General features: G+C 61.8%; 20 protein-coding genes. 16 read left to right on the forward strand and 4 right to left on the reverse strand.

The annotated features are described in order from the left end of the window. Positions 1 to 22 precede the first annotated feature (22 nt). Positions 23 to 286 (reverse strand): helix-turn-helix domain-containing protein, encoded by a 264-nt coding sequence (locus tag V476_RS21390; RefSeq protein ID WP_003316599.1) that lies wholly within the window; start codon positions 284 to 286, stop codon positions 23 to 25. A gap of 242 nt (positions 287 to 528) precedes the next feature. Here V476_RS21390 and kdpF point away from each other — a divergent pair, with 242 nt between their 5' ends. From kdpF to V476_RS21450, 12 genes are all read left to right on the forward strand, one after another. Further along, positions 529 to 624 (forward strand): K(+)-transporting ATPase subunit F, encoded by a 96-nt coding sequence (gene kdpF / locus V476_RS21395; RefSeq protein ID WP_003406089.1) that lies wholly within the window; start codon positions 529 to 531, stop codon positions 622 to 624. A 2-nt stretch (positions 625 to 626) separates the two neighbouring features. After that, positions 627 to 2321 carry a potassium-transporting ATPase subunit KdpA gene (gene kdpA, locus V476_RS21400; RefSeq protein WP_003419975.1) on the forward strand — a complete coding sequence of 565 codons (1695 nt, stop codon included), beginning with the start codon at positions 627 to 629 and terminating at the stop codon, positions 2319 to 2321. A 10-nt stretch (positions 2322 to 2331) separates the two neighbouring features. Continuing rightward, on the forward strand, positions 2332 to 4410 hold the full coding sequence (gene kdpB, locus V476_RS21405) for a potassium-transporting ATPase subunit KdpB (RefSeq protein ID WP_017278185.1): 2079 nt from the start codon (positions 2332 to 2334) through the stop codon (positions 4408 to 4410). Positions 4411 to 4464: 54 nt separating this feature from the next. Beyond that, positions 4465 to 5037 (forward strand): potassium-transporting ATPase subunit KdpC, encoded by a 573-nt coding sequence (kdpC, locus tag V476_RS21410; protein WP_024960346.1) that lies wholly within the window; start codon positions 4465 to 4467, stop codon positions 5035 to 5037. Positions 5038 to 5104: 67 nt separating this feature from the next. Further along, entirely contained in the window at positions 5105 to 7768 is a 2664-nt protein-coding gene (locus V476_RS21415; protein WP_024960345.1) for a sensor histidine kinase, read from the forward strand. Next, positions 7765 to 8457, forward strand: a complete 693-nt coding sequence (locus V476_RS21420; RefSeq protein WP_024960344.1) for a response regulator — start codon at positions 7765 to 7767, stop codon at positions 8455 to 8457. Before V476_RS21415 ends, V476_RS21420 begins: the two co-directional genes overlap by 4 nt. 96 nt (positions 8458 to 8553) lie before the next feature. After that, positions 8554 to 8832: a lipoprotein gene (locus tag V476_RS21425; RefSeq protein ID WP_003316607.1), complete on the forward strand. Its 279-nt coding sequence runs from the start codon at positions 8554 to 8556 to the stop codon at positions 8830 to 8832. Positions 8833 to 9643: 811 nt separating this feature from the next. Continuing rightward, a complete protein-coding gene (locus V476_RS21430) occupies positions 9644 to 10561 on the forward strand; it encodes an AAA family ATPase (protein ID WP_003392881.1) in 918 nt (305 codons plus the stop codon). Then, the gene (locus tag V476_RS21435) at positions 10531 to 11514 is read left to right on the forward strand and encodes a DUF58 domain-containing protein (RefSeq protein WP_024960860.1); all 984 of its coding nucleotides are present in this window, start codon (positions 10531 to 10533) and stop codon (positions 11512 to 11514) included. The genes V476_RS21430 and V476_RS21435 overlap by 31 nt, the downstream gene beginning before the upstream one ends. Beyond that, entirely contained in the window at positions 11511 to 13520 is a 2010-nt protein-coding gene (locus V476_RS21440; RefSeq protein ID WP_080278589.1) for a transglutaminase TgpA family protein, read from the forward strand. The genes V476_RS21435 and V476_RS21440 overlap by 4 nt, the downstream gene beginning before the upstream one ends. A gap of 24 nt (positions 13521 to 13544) precedes the next feature. Then, positions 13545 to 14306 carry a CHAD domain-containing protein gene (locus V476_RS21445; RefSeq protein ID WP_004418259.1) on the forward strand — a complete coding sequence of 254 codons (762 nt, stop codon included), beginning with the start codon at positions 13545 to 13547 and terminating at the stop codon, positions 14304 to 14306. Positions 14307 to 14425: 119 nt separating this feature from the next. After that, the gene (locus V476_RS21450) at positions 14426 to 15223 is read left to right on the forward strand and encodes an acyl-CoA thioesterase (RefSeq protein WP_024960858.1); all 798 of its coding nucleotides are present in this window, start codon (positions 14426 to 14428) and stop codon (positions 15221 to 15223) included. 12 nt (positions 15224 to 15235) lie between these two features. Here the strand turns inward: V476_RS21450 and V476_RS21455 are convergent, their stop codons facing one another. From V476_RS21455 to V476_RS21465, 3 genes are all read right to left on the reverse strand, one after another. Continuing rightward, positions 15236 to 15478 (reverse strand): hypothetical protein, encoded by a 243-nt coding sequence (locus V476_RS21455; protein ID WP_003392889.1) that lies wholly within the window; start codon positions 15476 to 15478, stop codon positions 15236 to 15238. A gap of 107 nt (positions 15479 to 15585) precedes the next feature. Next, positions 15586 to 17061: a methyl-accepting chemotaxis protein gene (locus tag V476_RS21460; protein WP_024960857.1), complete on the reverse strand. Its 1476-nt coding sequence runs from the start codon at positions 17059 to 17061 to the stop codon at positions 15586 to 15588. Positions 17062 to 17145: 84 nt separating this feature from the next. Further along, positions 17146 to 17985 carry a TatD family hydrolase gene (locus V476_RS21465; RefSeq protein ID WP_024960856.1) on the reverse strand — a complete coding sequence of 280 codons (840 nt, stop codon included), beginning with the start codon at positions 17983 to 17985 and terminating at the stop codon, positions 17146 to 17148. A gap of 180 nt (positions 17986 to 18165) precedes the next feature. On the opposite strand from V476_RS21465, the gene V476_RS21470 reads away from it, so the two are divergent. The 4 genes from V476_RS21470 (at position 18166) to V476_RS21485 (ending at position 21121) form a co-directional block, all read left to right on the forward strand. Next, the gene (locus V476_RS21470; RefSeq protein WP_024960855.1) at positions 18166 to 19587 is read left to right on the forward strand and encodes an MltF family protein; all 1422 of its coding nucleotides are present in this window, start codon (positions 18166 to 18168) and stop codon (positions 19585 to 19587) included. Positions 19588 to 19699: 112 nt separating this feature from the next. Further along, a complete protein-coding gene (locus tag V476_RS21475) occupies positions 19700 to 20134 on the forward strand; it encodes a DoxX family protein (RefSeq protein WP_003316619.1) in 435 nt (144 codons plus the stop codon). Positions 20135 to 20378: 244 nt separating this feature from the next. Continuing rightward, complete coding sequence (locus V476_RS21480) at positions 20379 to 20687, forward strand: hypothetical protein (protein ID WP_003316620.1); 309 nt, start codon at positions 20379 to 20381, stop codon at positions 20685 to 20687. Between the two features lie 104 nt (positions 20688 to 20791). Continuing rightward, complete coding sequence (locus V476_RS21485) at positions 20792 to 21121, forward strand: hypothetical protein (RefSeq protein WP_003316621.1); 330 nt, start codon at positions 20792 to 20794, stop codon at positions 21119 to 21121. Positions 21122 to 21133 lie beyond the last annotated feature (12 nt).

A 21133-nucleotide genomic window follows, 5' to 3' on the forward strand; every position in this document is an offset into this window, starting at 1 on the left:
ACGCTTGAAGTACGTTTGTATATCACTCCACCAAAATCACCCCCTGCCTGATCGCCATCACCAATGCCGCCTTCAATGACGTCACCCCGAACTTGCGGCGGATATTGCTGGTATGAAAGTGCACGGTCGCTTCCGAGCACCCTTGTATTCGGGATATCTCCCAGGCGGATTTGCCGATCGCCACCCATTCCAGGACTTGTCGTTCCTTGACAGTCAGCTGGACGGTGGCGGGGGGGGCTGGGGAGGGCGGCGTGGTGCCGGGTGGTTTTCCATTGTCGCGAAGCATGGTGAAGTCCTTTCCCTGAAGATCGCCGCACCACGATACCCCTGCAACCCCTAACGCGAACCTGACATAAATGACAGCGCCGCAGGACCGTGAAGGCCTTGCGCCGTCAAGGCTGTAGCGCTTTTTTACAGCTTCTTTACGCCCCGGCCAGCCTGTCGATCTCGCGCCTTTACACCCTGCCTGCGGACAATCACCCCACGCGGCCTGCGCCGTATCGGTGTTGCCTGATGGGGGAAATTTCAATGAGCGTTATGGATGGTATCTCTCTGTTGATGGGAGTCGGGCTGTTCATCTATCTGCTGGTGGCGCTGTTGCGCGCCGACCAGAGTCAGGAGTGATCATGCACAGTTACGATTATCTGTTGATCCTGGCCTTTCTGGTCCTGCTGCTGGCCCCTGCGCCGTGGCTGGGACGTTTCTATTACCGGGTCATGGAAGGCGAGCGCACCTGGCTGAGCCCGGTGCTGGGGCCGGTCGAGCGCGCCTGCTACCGGATTTCCGGCGTCGACCCGAAAACCGAACAGTCCTGGAAGCAATACGCCTGGGCCTTGCTGGCGTTCAACCTGGCGGGCTTTGTCGTGCTGTTCGCCATCCTGATGCTGCAAGGCATGCTGCCGCTCAACCCGCAGCAATTGCCGGGCATGGAGTGGTCGCTGGCCTTCAACACCACCATGAGTTTTGTCGCCAACACCAACTGGCAGGCCTACAGCGGCGAAGCGTCGCTCAGCTACCTGAGCCAGATGGCCGGCCTGACCGTGCAGAACTTCGTCAGCGCCGCGACCGGCCTGGCAGTGCTGGTCGCGCTGTGTCGCGGCATCAGTCGTCGCTCATCGCAGAGCCTGGGTAACTTCTGGGCCGACATGACCCGCGCCACGCTCTACGGGCTGTTGCCGATCAGTATCGTGCTGGCGGTGTTTCTGGTCTGGCAGGGCGTACCACAGAACTTCGGCCATTACATCGACGCACTGACCCTGCAAGGCGCTGACCAGAGCCTGCCGATGGGCCCTGCGGCCAGTCAGATCGCCATCAAGCAACTGGGCACCAATGGCGGCGGCTTCTTTGGCGTCAACTCGGCGCATCCGTTCGAGAACCCCACTGCCTGGAGCAACCTGTTCGAGCTGGTATCGATCCTGCTGATCCCGGCTGCACTGGTGTTCACTTTCGGCCACTACGTCAAGGACATGCGCCAGAGCCGCGCGATTCTCGGCTGCATGCTGGCGCTGCTGTTGATCGGCGGCGCGGTCTCGCTGTGGGCCGAGTACCAGCCCAACCCGGCGCTGAACATCGCCGGTGTCGAGCAGACCGCACCGCTCGAAGGCAAGGAAACCCGCTTCGGCACCACCGGCACGGTGCTGTGGTCAGTCGCTACCACTGCGGCCTCCAACGGCTCGGTCAACGGCATGCACGACAGCCTCAACCCGCTGACCGGCATGGTCGCACTGGTCAACATGATGGTCGGCGAAGTGATCTTCGGCGGCGTCGGTGTCGGCCTCAACGGCATGCTGCTCAACGTACTGATTGCCGTTTTCCTTGCAGGCCTGATGATTGGCCGTACCCCGGAATACCTGGGCAAGAAGCTGCAAGCGCAGGAAGTCCGGCTGCTGGTCGCGACCCTGCTGGTGATGCCGGTCGGCGTGCTGGTGCTGGGCGCGATTGCAGCGAGCCTGCCAGGCCCGGCCGGTGCTGTCAGCAACCCTGGCCCGCACGGCTTCAGTCAGTTGCTGTACGCCTACACCTCGGCCACGGCCAACAACGGCTCGGCGTTCGGCGGTTTCAGTGCCAACACCGTGTTCCACAACCTGATGCTCAGCCTGGCGATTTTCATCGGCCGCTTCGGTTACATCCTGCCGGTGCTGGCCCTGGCCGGTAGCCTGGCCATGAAGAAGGCCGCGCCGCAGGGCCAGAACAGCTTCCCGACCCACGGCCTGCTGTTCGTCACCCTGCTGACCGTCACGATTCTGCTGGTGGGTGGTTTGACCTTCCTGCCGACCCTGGCACTGGGGCCGATTGCCGAACACCTGAGCCTGGGTTTCTGAGGAACCGATCATGAACTTACCTATTGATCCTGCAAAAAATGCTGCTGCGAAATCTACTGAATCGCAGGCCACCGAGTCGGCAAAAACCGGAATCGCTGCCCTGTGGCGTCCGGCGCTGGTGCAGGCGTTCGTCAAGCTCGACCCGCGTCAGCTCAAGCGTTCGCCGGTCATGCTGGTGGTGGAACTGACCGCCATCCTGACCACCGTGCTCTGCGTGATCCCCAACCCGCAGGTGCCGACTTCGGTCTGCGTACAGATCGCCCTGTGGCTGTGGTTCACCGTGCTGTTCGCCAACTTCGCCGAAGCGCTGGCCGAAGGCCGCGGCAAGGCCCGCGCCGACAGTCTCAAGGCGGGCAGCGAAGGGCTCAAGGCACGTATCAGGGACGACAACGGCAGCCTGCGCATCATCAATGCCAGCGAGTTGCGCAAGGGTGATGTGGTGCGCGTCGAGATCGGCGAAATGATTCCCGGTGATGGCGAAGTCATCGAAGGCATCGCTGCGGTCAACGAGGCTGCGATTACCGGCGAATCCGCGCCAGTGATTCGCGAATCCGGTGGCGATCGCTCGGCCGTGACCGGCAACACCCGGCTGGTCTCCGACTGGCTGCTGATACGCATCAGCGCCAACCCCGGTGAATCGACGCTGGACCGCATGATCGCGCTGGTCGAAGGTGCCAAACGGCAGAAGACCCCCAATGAAGTCGCGCTGGATATCCTGCTGATCGGCCTGACCCTGATCTTTCTGCTGGTGGTCATCACCTTGCAGCCGTTCGCCCACTTCGCCGGTGGCAGCCTGCCGCTGGTGTTTCTGGTGGCGTTGCTGGTCACGCTGATCCCCACCACCATTGGTGGTCTGCTGTCGGCCATCGGCATTGCCGGTATGGACCGCCTGGTGCGCCTCAATGTGATCGCCAAGTCCGGTCGCGCCGTGGAAGCCGCAGGCGATGTGCATGTGCTGCTGCTGGACAAGACCGGCACCATCACCTTCGGCAACCGTCGCTGCGCCGCCGTCTACGCTGCTCCGGGCGTGACCCCGAAGGAACTGGGCGAGGGTGCTTTGCTGGCCTCGCTGGCCGACGACACGGCAGAAGGCAAATCCATCGTCGAGTTTCTGCGCAACCTGCACCCGATGAACGAGCCGACCCTGAGCTCGGTGACGGCTGTGCCGTTCAGCGCTGACACACGTCTGTCCGGCGTTGATTACCAGGGCCACGTGTACCGCAAGGGCGCGGTGGATTCGCTGCTGGCCTTTATCGACATGCAGCGCAGCGAGCTGCCGCCTGTACTGGCCCGCGAGGTCGAAAAGATCGCCAAGACCGGCGGCACACCGCTGCTGGTCTGCGCCAACGGTCGGTTGTTGGGCGCGATCCATCTCAAGGACGTGGTCAAGCCAGGCATTCGCGAACGCTTCGAAGAACTGCGCAAGCTGGGTATCCGGACCGTGATGGTCACCGGCGACAACCCGCTGACTGCCGCAGCGATTGCTGCCGAGGCCGGTGTCGACGACGTGCTGGCTGAAGCCACGCCGGAGAAGAAACTGGAGCGAATTCGCCAGGAGCAGGGCGAAGGTCGTCTGGTGGCGATGTGTGGCGACGGCGCCAACGATGCACCTGCACTGGCCCAGGCCGACGTCGGCATGGCGATGAACGACGGCACCCAGGCCGCACGCGAAGCGGCCAACATGGTTGACCTTGACAGCGACCCGACCAAGTTGCTGGACGTGGTGCAGATCGGCAAGGAGTTGCTGGTTACCCGCGGTGCGCTGACCACCTTTTCGATTGCCAACGACGTGGCCAAGTACTTCGCCGTGCTGCCCGCGCTGTTTGCCTCGATCTACCCGCAACTGGGTGTGCTCAACGTCATGAAGCTGGCCAGCCCGCAGAGCGCGATTGTCTCGGCCATCGTCTTCAACGCGCTGATCATCGTCGTACTGATCCCGCTGGCCCTGCGTGGCGTGCGTGTGCAGGCGGCCAGCGCGGCTCACCTGCTGCGTCGCAACCTGCTGATCTACGGCCTGGGCGGCATCGTCGTGCCGTTTATCGGCATCAAGCTGATCGACATGCTGCTGGTCGCACTCGGCCTTGTTTGAAGCCTGTGCTGCACGCCGGTCGGCGTGCAGCCTCACCTGATTGAGGATGTGCAGATGTCCAATGTATTGCGTCCGGCCTTGAGCCTGATCGTGTTGATGAGCCTGATCACCGGCGTGGCCTATCCACTGGTGGTCACCGGGGTTGCGCAAGTGGCGTTTCCGCAGCAGGCCAATGGCAGCCTGGTGTATGACGCATCGGGCAAGGTGCGTGGCTCGGCGCTGATCGCCCAGTCGTTCACCGGCGATGAGTGGTTCCAGTCGCGCCCCTCGGCTGGCGCATTCGCGACCGTGGCCAGCGGCGCGAGTAACTTCGCGCCGAGCAACCCGGCGCTGGCGACACGCGTGAAAGAGGACGCCGCCAAACTGGCCAACGTCTCGCAGGAACCGATACCAATGGCCTTGCTGACCACCTCCGGCAGCGGACTTGACCCGCACCTCTCGCCTGAAGCGGTGGCCTGGCAGGCCGGGCGTGTTGCAGCGGCGCGCCAGTTGCCGCTGGACAAAGTGCAGGCGCTGATCGACGCCAATACTCAGCGTCCGCTGATCGGTCCACCGGTGGTTAACGTATTGGCCTTGAATATGAGCCTGAATCAGTTACCGTCTGCACCGCGCAACGCGCAGCTGTAACAAAGTGCGCCGTGTACGCAGCAGATTCACTAAGCTGTAGCTGATCAGAAAGAGGGTGGTAACCAACGTGAGTGATTCCGGTCGAGCTGACGCACTGCTGGCCCAGCTGCCCCGCGAGGGGCGCGGGCGGCTGAAGGTTTTTCTCGGGGCTGCGCCAGGCGTCGGCAAGACCTACGCCATGCTCCAGGCGGCTCACGCGCAGCTGCGCCAAGAGGTGAAGGTGCTGGCGGGCGTGGTCGAAACCCACGGCCGCGCAGAAACCGAGGCGCTGCTCAACGGCCTGCCGCAACAGCCCTTGCTGCGCACTGACTATCGCGGCATGACCCTCGAAGAAATGGACCTCGACGCGCTGCTTAAGGCTGCGCCGAGCCTGGTACTGGTCGACGAACTGGCGCACACCAACGCGCCCGGCAGTCGACACGCGAAGCGCTGGCAGGATATTCAGGAACTGCTCGCCGCCGGCATTGATGTGTATACCACCGTCAACGTCCAGCATCTGGAAAGCCTGAATGACCAGGTGCGCGGCATCACCGGCGTGCAGGTGCGTGAAACGCTGCCGGACTGGGTGTTGCAGGAAGCCTTTGATCTGGTGCTGATCGACCTGCCGCCCCGTGAACTGCTGGAGCGCCTGCGCGACGGCAAGGTCTACGTGCCGGAACAGGCACGCGCCGCCATCGACGCCTTTTTCACCCAGACCAACCTCACCGCGCTGCGCGAAATGGCCATGCAGACGGCGGCGGCGCAGGTCGATAACGATCTGGCGCAGGGCTACCGGCAGTTGGGCCAGTCGGCCCCGGCTGTTCGCGGGCGGATGCTGGTGGGCATCGACGGTGATATCCATGCCGAGCGTCTGGTGCGTCACGCCAGTCGGGTTGCCCAGCGTCGCCATCTGCCTTGGAGCGCCGTGCATGTGGACGACGGCCAAACCCTCGACGAGCAGTCCCGCGCGCGTCTGCAAAGCGCTCAACAACTGGCTGAGCGGCTCGGCGGCGAAGCGGTTTCGCTGCGCGCCGGGGAGGTTGCCCGAACGCTGGTGCAGCATGCCATCGAACGGCGTGCCAGCGTGGTGCTGGTCGGCCAGTCGCGTCGGCACTGGCGGCGTAAGATCTTCGGTGGCGGTGTGGCTGCGCGTTTGCTGCGCGAAGGGCACGGGCTGGAAATCTCGGTGCTCGACGACAGCGAGGAACTGCCCGATCAGCCGCCGCGTGCGCGCCCGGCTCGAGAAGTGGTGTGGTTCGATTACGGCCTGGCTTTCGTCGCCACGTTGATCGCCAGTCTGGTGGCCTGGGGCGTTGCAGGCGTGCTGGCGCTGCCGAACATTTCCCTGATCTTTCTTGCTGCGGTATTGCTGGTCGCCGTGCGCAGCAGCATGGGCCCGGCGCTGGCCTGTGCCGGGTTATCGTTCCTGGCGTATGACTTTCTGTTCATTCCGCCGAGCTTTTCCCTGAACATCCAGCGCGAAGAAGACGTGCTGACGCTGTTGTTCTTCCTGCTGATGTCGGCCCTGACCGGCAAGCTCGCAGCACGTCAGCGCAGGCAGTTGCAGGCGTTGCGCGATACCCAGGAGCAGACCAGTGAGCTGCTCGACCTGTCGCGCAAGATGACTGCCGCCACTGACGGTAAAGCGGTGTTCAGCGCAGCAGAACAGCATTTCTCCGGCTGGAAGGAACTGCACCTTTGTCTGGTCGACCGCGACGGAGAGGGCGGCTGGGTGGTCGAAACCGGCGGGCCGCTGACCTTCTCGGAAGCCGAGCGTGCTGCTGCCGACTGGGCCTGGAAGCACGATCAACCCGCGGGCAGTGGCACTGGCACCTTGCCGTCCGGACGCTGGTGGTGGTGGCCGATCACCGCAGAAGAAGGGCCGTTGGCTTTACTTGGGGTATGCGCGCGGGAAGGCCAGTCGTTCACTGCGCAGCATCGACGTCTGCTGGCGGCGCTCACCCAGCCACTGGCGCAGGCGCTGGCGCGTGCGCAATTGGCCCAGGAGCTTGAAGCCGCGCGTCTACACGGCGAAACCGAGCAATTGCGCAGCGCCTTGCTGGCTTCGGTATCCCACGACCTGCGTACCCCGCTGACCTCGATGCGCGGCAGCATCGACAGCCTGCTGGCCCTGGGTGAAGCCATTCCACTGGAGGATCGCCGCGAGCTGCTGGAAGGTACCCGCGATGAAGCCGAGCGCCTGGACCGCTATATCCAGAACCTGCTGGACATGACGCGTCTGGGGCACGGTGCGCTGAAGCTGGCCCGCGACTGGGTGTCGCCCGCCGATATCGTCGGCAGCGCGCTCAATCGGCTGCGTGCCGTACTGGCGCCATTGCAGGTCAGCACCCAGGTGACTGGCGAGCTGCCGCTGCTGTACGTGCACGCGGCGCTGATCGAGCAGGCGCTGGTCAATGTCCTTGAGAACGCTGCGCGCTTTTCGCCGGTCGATGGACGCTTGCAAGTAGCGGCCGGTGTGGTCGACAGTGAACTGTTTTTCTCGGTCAGTGATGAAGGCCCCGGTATTCCCGAGGACGAACGAGCGAAGATTTTCGACATGTTCTACACCGCAGCTCGCGGTGATCGCGGCGGACAGGGCACGGGCCTGGGGCTGGCGATCTGTCAGGGTATGATCGGCGCGCACGGTGGGCGGCTAACGGTCGAGGAGGGCATCGACGGGCTGGGTACACGTATCACTCTGTTTCTGCCGCTGCAGGCGCAGCCGGATGTGGAACTGGAGGAGTCCGCTTGAGCCAGGCGACTACCATTCTGGTCATCGACGACGAGCCGCAGATTCGCAAGTTCCTGCGCATCAGTCTGGTGTCGCAGGGCTACAAGGTGCTGGAAGCCGCCACAGGCGCGGAGGGGCTGACTCAGGCGGCGTTGAACAAACCGGATTTGCTGGTGCTCGATCTTGGGTTACCGGACATGGACGGTCAGCAGGTGCTGAGCGAGTTTCGCGAGTGGTCGGCCGTGCCGGTGCTGGTGCTTTCGGTGCGCGCCAGCGAGGCACAGAAAGTTCAGGCGCTGGACGCCGGCGCCAACGACTACGTGACCAAACCGTTTGGCATTCAAGAGTTTCTGGCTCGAATCAGGGCGCTGCTCAGGCAGGCGTCGGGCAGTGAAAAGCCCGATTCTGCGCTTGAGTTCGGGCCGCTCACCGTCGACCTCGCCTATCGGCGCGTGCTGCTCGACGGTCAGGAAGTGGCGCTGACCCGCAAGGAATACGCGGTGCTGGCACAGTTGGCGCGGCATCCCGGACGGGTCATTACCCAGCAGCAATTGCTCAAGGATATCTGGGGGCCTACCCACACCGAAGACAGTCACTATCTGCGTATCGTGGTGGGGCATTTGCGGCAGAAGCTGGCAGATGATCCGACCGCCCCGCGGTTCATCCTCACCGAGCCTGGAATAGGGTATCGACTGCTGGCTGAACACTAGATGAAAAAAGCGAGCATAGCCCCGTGCTGCGGCACTTTTACTGCCGCCCACCGTCAAAGCCGCACACTCCCTGTTCTCTTTTGAGGTAACACCCGCATGAAAGCCCTTATCTGTCTGCCATTGCTTGTTTTGGTTCTTGCAGGTTGTGCTGGCAAGACCGGATATCGCGACAGCTGCGCCACTCAGCTCGACGCTGCCTGGCATGAGCTGGATCTGGCCAAGGCTGAAGGTTTCGCCGGAACGGTCAGTTACTCCAAGGCCTTGTCGCTGTTGACGGGTGCCAAGACTCAGCAGCAGTTCGAGGCGTTTGAAGGCTGCACCGAGAAGTCCGAGAAAGCCCGCTTCTACATCCGCGAGTCCCGCGCTGGCCGTTGACACCTGACGATACACAGGTCCGCTCTTGATTCTGGCCGAAGGCCGTGGGAGCGAGCTTGCTCGCGAAAGAGTTTGCACAAACGCCGAAAATGCATCGACTGAAACACCGTCTTCGCGAGCAAGCTCGCTCCCACAAGGTCATCAGTGCCGCATGGCATTCGCATGGATCGAGACACAGCCGACCTGTGTGAGTAATCCACATAGCTCGAAAACACCCCGGCCCTGTGTGAGTGTTTCACATGGCCCGAAAACACCCCGGACCTGTGGGAGCGAGCTTGCTCGCGAAAGAGTTTGCACAAGCGCCGAAAATGCATCGACTGAAACACCGTCTTCGCGAGCAAGCTCGCTCCCATCAGGTCATCAGTGCCGCAGGGCATTCGCATGGCTCGAAACACAGCCGACCTGTGTGAGTAATCCACATAGCTCGAAAACACCCCGGCCCTGTGTGAGTGTTTCACATGGCCCGAAAACACCCCGGACCTGTGGGAGCGAGCTTGCTCGCGAAAGAGTTTGCACAAGCGCCGAAAATGCATCGACTGAAACACCGTCTTCGCGAGCAAGCTCGCTCCCACCAGGTCATCAGTGCCGCATGGCATTCGCATGGCTCGAAACACAGCCGACCTGTGACTATCGTGCCGATGCTCCGCGTCGGCATGCCGTTCGTGACGCTCTGCGTTACAAATCTTCAGTTTGGCGAGACGGTAGGCCTAACCAACTCTGGCGAAACGGCCTACGCTCACTTTAAAGTGTTCGGACACTGGCATCGCTTGCAGTCCCACAGTCATGAAGCAGTTGCCGGAAGGGGCTTTCGATGGGTAGAAAACTCGATGCGTGCCTGAGCGCGATCAATGAGGTGGTGCTGGGCAAGGAGGCGCAGGTACGGTTGGCGATGACGTGTCTGGTCGGCGGCGGGCATTTGCTGATCGAGGACTTGCCGGGGATGGGCAAGACCACTCTCAGTCATGCGCTGGCGAAAATTCTCGGTCTGAGTTATCAGCGTATTCAGTTCACTTCTGACTTGTTGCCAGGCGACATCCTGGGGACTTCGGTATTTGATCGGGACAGTGGGCAGTTCACCTTTCATCCTGGGCCGATTTTCGCCGAGCTTGTGCTCGCCGATGAGATCAACCGCGCCACGCCCAAGAGCCAGAGCGCGTTGCTGGAAGCCATGGAAGAAGGGCAAGTGTCCATTGAAGGCGCGACGCGTCTGTTGCCCGATCCATTCTTTGTGATCGCGACTCAGAACCCGTTCAGTTCCGGCGGCACTTTTGCCTTGCCCGAGTCGCAACTGGACAGGTTCATGATGCGTATTTCCATGGGCTACCCGGCCAGAGCCGCAGAGAAAGCCTTGCTGCTGGGTGAGTCGCGCCGCGAGCTGTTGCCGCGTCTGCAACCGATTCTGGATCACGCCCAGCTTGGTCAGCTCCAGGCGCAGGCGCGGCAGGTGCGTGCCAGTGATGCCTTGGTTGATTATGTCCTGCGACTGGTCGAAGCGACGCGCAGTCAGCCTCAGTTCGCCTACGGGCTATCACCCAGGGCGAGCCTGGCGATTCTGGCCGCAGCACGGGCCTGGGCAATGTTGCTGGGGCGTGATTACGTGATTCCCGAGGACGTGCAGGCGGTGCTGCCGTCGGTGATCGGCCACCGCTTGCGTGAACGCAGCGATCCGACCGGGCATGGCGGCGGTGCGCTGGTGCAGTGGCTGTTGCGCGAGGTGCCCGTGCTTTGATCGAACCGCTCAAACCGCTCTGGCAACGCTGGCTGTCGAGGCGAATTCCGCCAGCGTCACGCATTACCCTCGACCACCGGCGCATTTTCATCATGCCGACACGCACCGGCATGATTTACGCGTTAGTGCTGGTGCTCATGCTGCTGGTGGCGATCAATTACCAGAACAGCCTGGCCTACGGGTTGACCTTTCTGTTGCTGTCGATAGGCGTGCTGGCCATCCTGCACACCTACCGCAACGTCAGCGGTCTGGTTCTGAGTGCGGGCGTTGCGCGTTCGGTATTCGTCGGCGAGCCGGTGCAATTGCGCCTGCGCCTGGAAAGTGCCGGGCAGGCTCACCACGCATTGGGCTTGGGCTGGAGCGCGACGGCGTTGCAGTCAGGCGACGTGCTGCCTCGCGGCTTGACCGACCTGGAGCTGACACTGCCCGCCGAAAAGCGCGGTTGGCTGCGTGCGCCAAGGCTGCGCATCGAGAGTGTGTTTCCGCTGGGCATCTTTCGCGCCTGGAGCTGGCTCGATCTGGAGCAGAGCGCCTTGATCTATCCTCGGCCCTTGTCCGGGACCATGCCGCTGCTCAAGGGCGTGCAGCCGCATGCCGAGGACGGTGGCCATGCCACTCAAGGGGCCGGTGTCGATGATTATCAGGGCCTGCGCAGCTACCAGCCGGGTGACAATCGCAGTCGTCTGCACTGGAAAGCGTATTCCCGCGGGCAGGGACTGCTGATCAAGGATTTTACCGACCTCAGTGGCCATGACCTGTGCCTGGACTTCATGGCGCTGGGCGGGGATATCGAGGAGCGCCTGTCGCGCCTGTGTTACTGGGTGCTGGAGCTGTCGCAACGGCAGCAGCCGTTTGCCCTGCGGTTACCGGGCTTTTTGTCGGCGGTGGACAGCGGTGATGCACACCGCGAAGTCTGCCTGCGCGCCCTTGCGTTGTACGGCCATCGATCATGAACGACAAGGTTAAGGCAGTTCCCGCCGCGCCCATTCCGCGTGTCAGCCTGACCTGGCTGCTGGTGGCGCAGGCACTGGTGGTGTTGCCGTTCGCGCTGCATGTCCCGGTGTCGATCATGATTCTCTGGCTGGGCTGCACGGTGTGGCGCGTTCAAGCGTTCCGCATGCGCGTGCGACTGCCTGGCACCTGGGTCAAGTCCGGGCTGCTGGTGGGCACCGCAGGTGGCGTGTATCTGGCGCGCGGCAGCCTGGTCGGGCTGGACGCCGGGGCTGCATTACTGGTGGCGGCATTCGTTCTGAAAATGCTGGAAATGAACAATCGCCGTGACGCGCGTGTGCTGATTTTTCTTGGTTTCTTCTGCGTGGCGGTCGGCTATCTGTTCGAAGACAACCTGCTGTGGGCGCTCTTCAGTCTGCTGCCGGTCAGCGCGCTGCTGGCTGCGTTGATCGGCCTGCAACACACGGACCTGGCCGGCAGGTCGGTCGATACGCTCAAGCTGGCGTTCAAGCTGATGGCGCAGGCACTGCCGTTGATGCTCCTGCTGTTTCTGTTCTTTCCGCGTCTGGACCCACTCTGGTCGCTGCCGCAGCCGAGCAACAAAGGCGTCACCGGCCTGTCGGACAACATGGCACCCGGCGACATGGCCGAGCTGAGCAAATCACCTGCGCTGGTGTTCCGCGCCAGTTTCGAAGGGCCGATCCCGGCGCGCAACCAGCTGTACTGGCGTGGTCTGACCCTTGAGCAGTTCGATGGACGTCGCTGGTCGCAGTCGGCACGTGCCCAGACCGTACAGATTGCGCAGTGGGAGAAACGCGGTGAGCCGCTGGCCTACAGCGTTGTCATGGAAGCCAGCGGCCGGCCGTGGCTGCCGAGCCTCGACGTGGCAGAAACCACGTTGCCGGATGTGCGGCAGATGAGCGACTTCCGCCTGCAGCGCAGACGCCCCGTCGAGCAGTCGCTGCTGTACGCCGTCAACTCATGGCCGCAAAGCGTCCGGGATCCGCTGTCCAGCGAGCAGATCCAGCGTCAGGACCTGCAATTACCTGCCAAGGGCAATGATCAGGCGCGGCAATGGGCCGATGAACTGCGCCGCCGCTACACTACTGCGGACGCCATGGTCGCGGCGATGCTCAGTTACTTCAGCGATCAGCCGTTTCACTACACCCTCAAGCCGGTGCCACTGGGCAATGACAGCATCGATGAGTTCCTGTTTGCCAGTCGTCAGGGGTTTTGTGCCCACTATGCCGGTGCCATGACCTTTGTCCTGCGCGCGGCGGGCATCCCGGCGCGGGTGGTGGCCGGGTATCAGGGTGGCGAACTGAACCCCGATGGGCAGTACCTGACGGTTCGCCAGTTCGACGCGCATGCCTGGGTGGAATACTGGCAGCCGGGCGTGGGCTGGCGCCGCGTCGACCCGACTGCAGCGGTGGCGCCGCAACGTATCGAGCAAGGCCTGGAGCAGGCGCTGGCGGCGGACGAAGCGTTTCTGCAGGACTCGCCCTATTCAGCGTTACGCTACCGCAACGTGCCTTGGGTCAACGCCCTGCGCCTCAGTTGGGATAACCTCAATTACGGCTGGCAGCGCTGGGTGCTGGGCTATCAGGGACAACAGCAGTTACAAATTCTCGGTCGCTGGTTTTCAGGCTTCCAGGCGCCGGTTTTTGTCCTGGGAAGCCTGTTTTCACTGGGCCTGGTCGCGTTATGGCTGTTCAAACCCTGGCAACGCGAAAGCGACTCGCAACTGCGTGTGTTCAACGCATTTGAACGCTTGCTCGCCCGCCATGGTCTGCGTCGTATGCCGGGTGAAGGCGCTGACGCATTCTGCCGCAGGGCGGTGCTCTACTTTCCGCAGCATGCCGAGGCCATTGAAGGTTTCATCCGCGAATTTCAAGCGCAGCGCTACGCTGGGCGGCTGGCTTCGGCAAGCCGCTTGAGGCAGGCACTGAGCACGTTGCGCCGGGGTTTGCCATGGAGGTTGTCAGCCGTCAGGGACAGGCATTCATGAATCAGTTTGTCGAAGGGGAATTGCATGTCTTCAATGGTGGATCATCTGGTCGCCGAAGTGCTGGCGCTGGATGTCAAATTGCTCGCGTGTCAGGCACGTCTTGCCGTTTCGACTGACAGCGAAGCGCTGCACGATTTACGTACCACGGTGCGCCGTCTGCGCAGCGTACTGCGGCCCCTGAGGGAAAACCCGAGTGCGGCAGAGCTGGAAGACGCGGCCAAGGCGGTCGGCCAACTGACCACGCCGCTGCGTGATATGCAGGTGCTCGCCGGGTTTCTTGAAGAGCAGGGTTTGAACGAGGCCGCATTCACACGCAACCGCTACCTGGAAAGCGCCTGCCCAAAGGTCGCCAGCTCGCCCGAGTTGACCCGTCTGCTCAAGCTGATTGACCGGTTCCCGGAATTGCTGCGCCTGCAACAGCGTCAAGGCATGTTACGGGGCCTGCGCAAGACCATTGAAAAACGCATGGACAAGCAATGGCACAAGCTGCGTGTGGCCATCGCCGAGCCGGGGCACGATCGGCATGACCTGCGCTTGCTGATCAAGCGCGTGCGATACGCTGCCGAAGCCTATCCGCTACTCAGTCATCAGCCGAAAAACATGCAGGCCCGGCTCAAGTCCGCACAAGGCGAACTGGGCGACTGGCATGATCATCTGCAATGGCTGGCGCAGGCTGCCGAACAACCTGATCTGGCTCCCTGTGTGCCGGGCTGGCAAATCGGCATAGTACGTGCCGAACGTAAGGCCGAAGCCTCGCTCAAACGCTTGGCGAAGGCCTGTTTCTGATCCAGTCATTTGTTGTGGATCAAGTCATTCAGGCCGCAAAAATGGCCATTATGCGGCGTGTCGTTAACTAAGAGGATGGTTATCATCCATCCACTTGTGTGTTGACGTGTGGAGTGAGCATGACCTTTTCTGAACTGATCGATGCGCTGCATCGTGATCCGCGCTCCGTCACGATCCCTGCCGAATGGTCGCAGGGACGTGCCTGCTTTGGCGGACTCATGGCTGCGCTGACCTATGAAGCGATGCGTGCAGAGGTGCCGGAAGGGAGGCCGGTTCGTTCGCTGGCGATCACCTTTGTCGGGCCGGCCGCGCCCGGGGTGCCGATTGCTTTCGAGGTCGACATCCTGCGTCATGGCAAGGCAGTCAGTCAGGTGCTGGGACGCGCCATGCAGAACGGTCAGGTAATGACCCTGATACAAGGCAGCTTCGGTGCCCCTCGGGAATCAATGATCACCTTTTCCGCGGAGGCTGCGCCGGTCCTCAAACCGGTTGAACAATGCCCGGAGTTGCCGTTCGCTAGCGGCGTAATGCCTGACTACCTGCGTTTCATGGACATCCGTTGGGCGTTGGGCGGCATGCCGTTCAGCAATACCCGATCGCCTGCGATAGGCGGCTACGTGCGCTTTCGCGGTGAGCCGCACGCCACGCCCATGAGCGAAGCGCACATTCTGGCGCTCGTGGACACTTGGCCGCCTGCCATATTGCCGCATCTGGACAAGCCGGCCCCCGGCAGTTCACTGACCTGGACCATTGAGTTCGTCCAGCCGCAGCCATCGCTCGATACCCTGCAGTGGTGCAGCTACCGCGCAGTCATCGAGCATGCCCGCGATGGCTATGGTCATACCGCCGCGGCATTGTGGAGCCCCGACGGCGAGCTGATCGCAATCAGTCGCCAGACGGTCACCGTGTTTGGCTGACCGGCAACCGGATCAAGGTTTGCGGGCGGCCCGTGCGGCGTTCTGGCGCTGAAAACCCAGCGCCGCCACCAGGCCAATCACACCGATTGCAACCGATGAAAGGCTTTCGGAAAACAGGCCGTTGAGGATCAGCAGGGCCGCCAGAATGAATAGCGGTACGGCGATCAGGTACAGGGCCAGACTGGTCGAGTGCTCCTGACTGTCGTTGCTGTCACGCCATTGATTCAATTGCAGATCGGAAAGTGGCTTGTTCATGATGCGGTCCTCTTCAGGCAACGCGTAAAGCGTCGTTCAATGCCTGAAGGATAGGCCCGCGCGCAGAGGGCTGACGAGTCAAGCCTGTCTATCGCGGCGATAGCCTGTTACAGCTTGAGCTGGCCAATGGCGGCATTCAGTTCGCCTGCCAGCGTAGCCAGCTCGTCACTGGTGCTGGCCGAGTCAACTGTCTGGATCACCGTGCGTTCGGTGACATCGCGGATACTCACCACTGCACGGTTCATCTCCTCGGCGACCTGACTTTGCTGCTGGGCCGCGACGGCGATCTGCGTATTGCTTTCGCGCATCTGTGCCACGGCACCGGCAATCGCCGCCAGCGCATCACCGGCTTCCCGCGCCTGCTGCACGCATTCGTCGGCTTTGTACGAACTTTCCTGCATGAAATCCACGGCATCGCGGGTGCCGCTTTGCAGGGTCGAGACCATCGTGGTGATTTCATCGGTGGAGGTCTGCACCCGTTTCGCCAGATTGCGTACTTCGTCGGCGACCACGGCAAACCCCCGACCCATTTCCCCGGCGCGTGCGGCTTCGATGGCTGCGTTGAGGGCGAGCAGATTGGTTTGTTCGGCAATGCTGTGGATGACGCTGACCACGCCGTTGATCTTCTGGCTGTCTTCGGCCATGCGCTGGATCATTTCCGCCGTTTGCTGCACGCCGCTGGAAAGCCCCGCGATGGACACCTGCACACGGTCGACCACTACTTTGCCGCTGCCCGCCAGTGCGTCTGCCGTCTGCGATTGATCGCGGGTGGCTGTAGCGTGCTGGGCAATGTGATGGACCGTGGCCGTCATTTCGTTGATGGCCGTGGCCACCTGATCGGTTTCGCTTTGCTGACCGAGCATGCCTTGGCGCACCTCCTTCATGCCCGCCGCCAGATGCGCTGCGCCCTGATCGAGACGGCCAGCAGTTTGCGAAACGGTGTTGACCACTCGCTGATAACCGGCCTGCATGGCATTGAAGGCCTTGGCCATCTGCCCGACTTCATCGTCGCTGCGGTTGGGAACACGGGCCGCCAGATCGCCGCTTTTTTCGACGTGCAGCATCACGTCTTTGAGTGCGTTGAGCTGGCTGAGCAGAAAGCGAATCAGCAGCTGCGAGGCACAGAGCATCAATAACATCAGCACGAACACCGCCATCGCGTAGTGCGTGAAGCGATCCAGCAGGATTTGCATGAAGGTCGGGGTGAATGCCAGTAGCGCAATCCGTTGCTCGGCGCCTCGGGTGATGATCTGCGCACCGCTCAGCCATTGATCGCCAGCGGGCTTGTCCAGCGTCACCCAGTCGCGGGCGTCAGCCAGTTCCGGCAGCGCAAGGCCATCGACGACCGGTGTCTGACCTTGGCGGTACGTCAGCAATGTATCGCTGGAGGGCAGCGCTGCGTCGACGGGCCAGGCGGCGAGCAGGCGCGCCTGCGCTTGTGCTGCCTGACGCGACGCATCCGTGCGCGCGTGTTGTTCAGTTTGCATGGCGTACAGCACCAGCAACAGGGTGGTGACGAAAGCGACCGCGTTGACGGCCCAGAACTTATATTTCAGTGACAGGTTGCCAAGCCATGAGCCCATGAGTGGTCTTCTTCGGTAATCGGTTGAAATAGCAGCAAGATGCCATCACTGTGCCTCAGCCAACGAAGAGCGCCTTGATGCGGGTCAACAAAGCTGCAGATTTTCATTCTCTGAGGTGTCCCTCAGCACCGGCAAGGCAAAAAACTGCCGCGCGCAATCTGTGCTGTGGCGTGCGAGGTCTTCCTGCGTTTCGCCCCGGTGCAAGGCTACTTCGCGCAAGACTTCCGGCAGGTAAGCCGGCTCGTTGCGACCGTTTTTCGGCTTGGGACGCAGGCTGCGTGGCAGCAGGTAGGGCGCATCGCTTTCCAGCATCAGCCGGCCGCGAGGGATGTTGCCCACCAGTGCGTGCAGGTGGGTGCCGCGTCGCTCGTCGCAGATCCAGCCGGTGATGCCGATATGCAGATCAAGGTCCAGGTAACTGAACAGCGCGGCGCGCTCACCGGTGAAACAGTGCACGACTGCCGCGGGCAGGCGGTCGCGGTAGTCGCGCAGAATCTCCAGCAACCGCTGGTTGGCGTCGCGCTCGTGGAGGAACACCGGTAATTGCAGTTCCACGGCCATGGCCAGGTGCGCCTCGAGGACCTTTTCCTGTTGGGGGCGAGGCGAGAAATCGCGATTGTAATCCAGGCCGCATTCACCCACGGCGCGAACGCGATTTTCCCTGAGCAGGGCATGCAACTGTTTCTCGGTGTCGCCGGTCCAATCGCTCGCTGAATGCGGGTGGATTCCCGCCGTGCAGAACAGGCGTTGCGCGCTTTCATCCAGCTCGTGACACAGCTGCAAGGCGTGTTCGCTGCCCTCGACACTGGTGCCGGTCACCACCAGTTGTTCGACGCCTGCGGCGTAGGCGCGGTCGAGTACCGCCTGTCGCTGCGAGGCGAAGCTTGCGTTGGTCAGATTGACGCCGATGTCGATGAGTTGCATGGTGCTACCTCCAGCTGAAGGCTGCCGAGCATACCAGAGCTCTGGCCACAACAAGAAAACGCTGGGTATTCAAGCGATTGAACCTGAGGGTTCAACGATTTCCTTCGCTGCTCGATGCTGCTGCGTGACCTCAAGATTTCCTTTTTCCTGTTTCTTTCCGGCATTGCCCTGGGGAAGTGAATGATCCGATCCGCGCTTGTGTCTTTGATGTGCCTGTTACCGCTGCTGCCCTTGCAGGTTTCTGCTCGTCAGACCGGTCCCGAGGTCGTGCAGCACACGGTGCAGGTGCGCGATTTACCGGCGATTCGCAGCAGCAAGGTGCTGCGCGTGCTGGTCAATCAGAGCCGTAACAGCTCCGGCGACGTCAAGGGTCAGGAAATCGGCGTCGAATATCATCGCCTGCAAGCCTTCGAGCAGTACCTCAACAGCCACTCCCGTGCGGGGCAGAAGGTCACGATCAAGGTCATCCCCAAGGCCAAGAACCAGCTGCTCACCGCCTTGCAGCGCGGAGAAGGCGACATGATCGCGCCCGGCGAGCTGCTCGATGTCAGCGACGCCAAGGGCATTCAGGCCAGCGCACCGATCGTGCACGACGTGCCTCTGGTGCTGGTCGGCGTTCGCGGTCAGCGCAGTGTGCGCCGTGTGGATCAATTGTCCGGAAAGACCCTGAGCCTGCCCACCGGCAGTGCTGCCGACGAAGCCTTGCATCAGGTCAATCGACAATTGGAGCTGCGCAAGCTGCCTCTGGCAAAAATCGAATGGGTCGACCCCAGTCTGGCCGTCGAGGATGTGCTGGAAATGGTCCAGGCCGGAATCTATCCGATGACGCTGGTCGAGCAGCCGATTGCCGAGCGCTGGGCGCGGATCATGCCCAAACTGCGCATCGAACGCGGCCTGACCTTGCAGACCCACGGTGATATCAGCTGGTTTGTACGTGACAACGCCACCCAGTTGCGGGCCAGTGTCGACGATTTCCTCAAAGACTATAAGCCGTCGGCCCAGCAGGATCAGGTGTTCGCCAACGCGTACAAGAACACCTACAAGGTCAACAACCCGCTAGTGCGCAACAACCTGCAGCGTCTTGAACAACTGCGTCCGATGCTGCAGCGCCATGCCGATGCGCAGGGCATGGACTGGCTTGACCTGGCAGCCCTCGCGTTCAAGGAATCCAAACTCGACCCGTCTGCCAAGGGCAGTGGCGGCGCCACAGGCTTGTTGCAGATCACGCCTTCGGCAGCGAAAAGCGTTGGCGTGCCGAGCATCCAGAGCGCTGACGACAACATCCGAGCCGGTTCGCGCTACATGGCGCTGATCCAGCGCAAGTATTTCTCCAGTAAACGGGTCAACGAACGCGAGCGCATGGCATTCGTGATGGCCGCCTATAACCTGGGACCTGAGCGCGTGCAGGGTATGCGCGAGGAAGCGCGGCGTCGCGGGCTGAATCCGAACCAGTGGTTCTTCCAGACCGAGCGCGTGGCGATGGAGCAGGGCGGTGCCAATGTCGTGGCGTTCGTGAACAGCGTGAACAAGTACTACCTGGCCTTTGATCGCGAGCGCGACTCGCTGGAAAAGAGCGGGCCCAAACCAGCGCTAAAACGCTAAAGATCGATTTATTCGATTTTTATACGCCGTTATTTGCGGTTTTTACATGAGTGAATTTGATTATCATGGCGCCACTCGCTGTTAATCACCCATCACTCACGGAAAGTCCTCCATGAACACATTGATCAAGTCGGTCCTCACCACTCGCGCCGGTTACGGCCTGACTGTCCTGCGCGTCATCGTCGGTATCGCGTTCATCGCGCACGGCAGCCAGAAACTGTTCGGCGCCTTCGGTGGTTATGGCCTCGAAGGCACTGCGCAGTACATGGAAAGCCTGGGCCTGACGCCGGGTTACCTGATGGCGCTGATGTCGGGCAGCGCCGAATTCTTTGGTGGCCTGGGCCTGCTGCTGGGGCTGCTGGCTCGTCCCGCTGCGGTCGTGGTGATCCTGCTGTTGCTGGTGGCGATCTTCACCGTGCACATCCACAACGGCTTCTTCATGGCCAACAACGGCTACGAGTACGCGCTGGCACTGCTTGGCGGTGCCGTGGCAGTACTCATCGAAGGTGCAGGCAAGTTGTCGCTGGACCGTATCATCGCCCGATAACCGGCTACGCTTGCTGTGCAATGCCCGCTCTTGTAGCGGGCCTTGTGCGTTTGCAGGCACCCGCCATGAATGGCAATTGACAATGAATGGGACGTTTCTCTAGGATGCGTGCTCAAGCGCCGATTTAACAACTACTTGCGGGGCGCCTGGCAAGGCTGAAGTCTTGTCGAAATACCGCTAAAACGTTGGTTCGGTGTTGCCTCTCACCGCTGCCCAGCGGATCTTGCGAGGCAGAGAAACCACCATGAACAACCTGCGCCCCCTCATTCGTCTTTCCCCGATCAGCACGGTCTTGTCCCGCAAGAACCCGAAAATCCTTCTCAGCGGTTCCCATCAGCCCACGTTGTTGCGCTATCTCGACGGCTGGCCGCGTCGGCGTGGCGGCTCCTGTGCGTTTCTGATTCAGTTCGCCGAGACCCACCAGTCGCTGAGTCATTTTGCCGACGATCAATTCGACCTCGCCGTGGTGCAATCGCCGCAGGCAGATGATGTCGGGCAGGTGATTCATGACCTGACCCGCATCGCCCGGCAGGGTCTTATTACGCTGGGTTGAATCGCCTGATTCAGCCAATGGGCATAGAAGGCATATTGCTGGCCCCCGACGCGTGAATGGACAGGCAAAATCGCCGCCTTATCAAAGGATTAGGTGGTTTTCGCATGCGTTTGGTCTATTGTGCTCTGGCGTGCCTGACGCTTTCCGGGCTGGCTTTTTCCGTTCAGGCCAGAAACGCCACGGAAAACGAGCGTTATCTGTGTCGTTGGGGCTCGGCTATTGCGGGCGGTGCGCAGGCCTCCAAGTTATCAGGCGTTACTCGCTATGGCGCGCGGCAGAAGCTGCAGGCGCGCAAGTTTGCCAAACAATGGATGCGGCCCATGGCATTGCGTATCACGGAACAGACCTACGACAGCGAGTCGCGGCTCAAGCCTGATGCGGTGACCAAGGTCTATTACGACGGCTGCATCCAGCATGAGGTGGCGCGACGTTGAGTCTTTGTCGCC

It is taken from the genome of Pseudomonas syringae KCTC 12500, assembly GCF_000507185.2.
In the GTDB taxonomy this organism is placed as follows: domain Bacteria; phylum Pseudomonadota; class Gammaproteobacteria; order Pseudomonadales; family Pseudomonadaceae; genus Aquipseudomonas; species Aquipseudomonas syringae.

Excerpts from the sequence above, each read along its gene's own strand:
- V476_RS21465 (WP_024960856.1), bottom strand. The coding sequence starts at position 17,985 with ATGCAACTCATCGACATCGGCGTCAATCTGACCAACGCAAGCTTCGCC.
- V476_RS21485 (WP_003316621.1), top strand. The coding sequence starts at position 20,792 with ATGCGTTTGGTCTATTGTGCTCTGGCGTGCCTGACGCTTTCCGGGCTG.
- kdpA (WP_003419975.1), top strand. The coding sequence starts at position 627 with ATGCACAGTTACGATTATCTGTTGATCCTGGCCTTTCTGGTCCTGCTG.
- V476_RS21445 (WP_004418259.1), top strand. The coding sequence starts at position 13,545 with ATGTCTTCAATGGTGGATCATCTGGTCGCCGAAGTGCTGGCGCTGGAT.
- V476_RS21450 (WP_024960858.1), top strand. The coding sequence starts at position 14,426 with ATGACCTTTTCTGAACTGATCGATGCGCTGCATCGTGATCCGCGCTCC.
- kdpC (WP_024960346.1), top strand. The coding sequence starts at position 4,465 with ATGTCCAATGTATTGCGTCCGGCCTTGAGCCTGATCGTGTTGATGAGC.
- V476_RS21440 (WP_080278589.1), top strand. The coding sequence starts at position 11,511 with ATGAACGACAAGGTTAAGGCAGTTCCCGCCGCGCCCATTCCGCGTGTC.
- V476_RS21480 (WP_003316620.1), top strand. The coding sequence starts at position 20,379 with ATGAACAACCTGCGCCCCCTCATTCGTCTTTCCCCGATCAGCACGGTC.
- kdpF (WP_003406089.1), top strand. The coding sequence starts at position 529 with ATGAGCGTTATGGATGGTATCTCTCTGTTGATGGGAGTCGGGCTGTTC.
- V476_RS21470 (WP_024960855.1), top strand. The coding sequence starts at position 18,166 with ATGATCCGATCCGCGCTTGTGTCTTTGATGTGCCTGTTACCGCTGCTG.
- kdpB (WP_017278185.1), top strand. The coding sequence starts at position 2,332 with ATGAACTTACCTATTGATCCTGCAAAAAATGCTGCTGCGAAATCTACT.
- V476_RS21430 (WP_003392881.1), top strand. The coding sequence starts at position 9,644 with ATGGGTAGAAAACTCGATGCGTGCCTGAGCGCGATCAATGAGGTGGTG.
- V476_RS21475 (WP_003316619.1), top strand. The coding sequence starts at position 19,700 with ATGAACACATTGATCAAGTCGGTCCTCACCACTCGCGCCGGTTACGGC.
- V476_RS21425 (WP_003316607.1), top strand. The coding sequence starts at position 8,554 with ATGAAAGCCCTTATCTGTCTGCCATTGCTTGTTTTGGTTCTTGCAGGT.
- V476_RS21455 (WP_003392889.1), bottom strand. The coding sequence starts at position 15,478 with ATGAACAAGCCACTTTCCGATCTGCAATTGAATCAATGGCGTGACAGC.
- V476_RS21460 (WP_024960857.1), bottom strand. The coding sequence starts at position 17,061 with ATGGGCTCATGGCTTGGCAACCTGTCACTGAAATATAAGTTCTGGGCC.
- V476_RS21390 (WP_003316599.1), bottom strand. The coding sequence starts at position 286 with ATGCTTCGCGACAATGGAAAACCACCCGGCACCACGCCGCCCTCCCCA.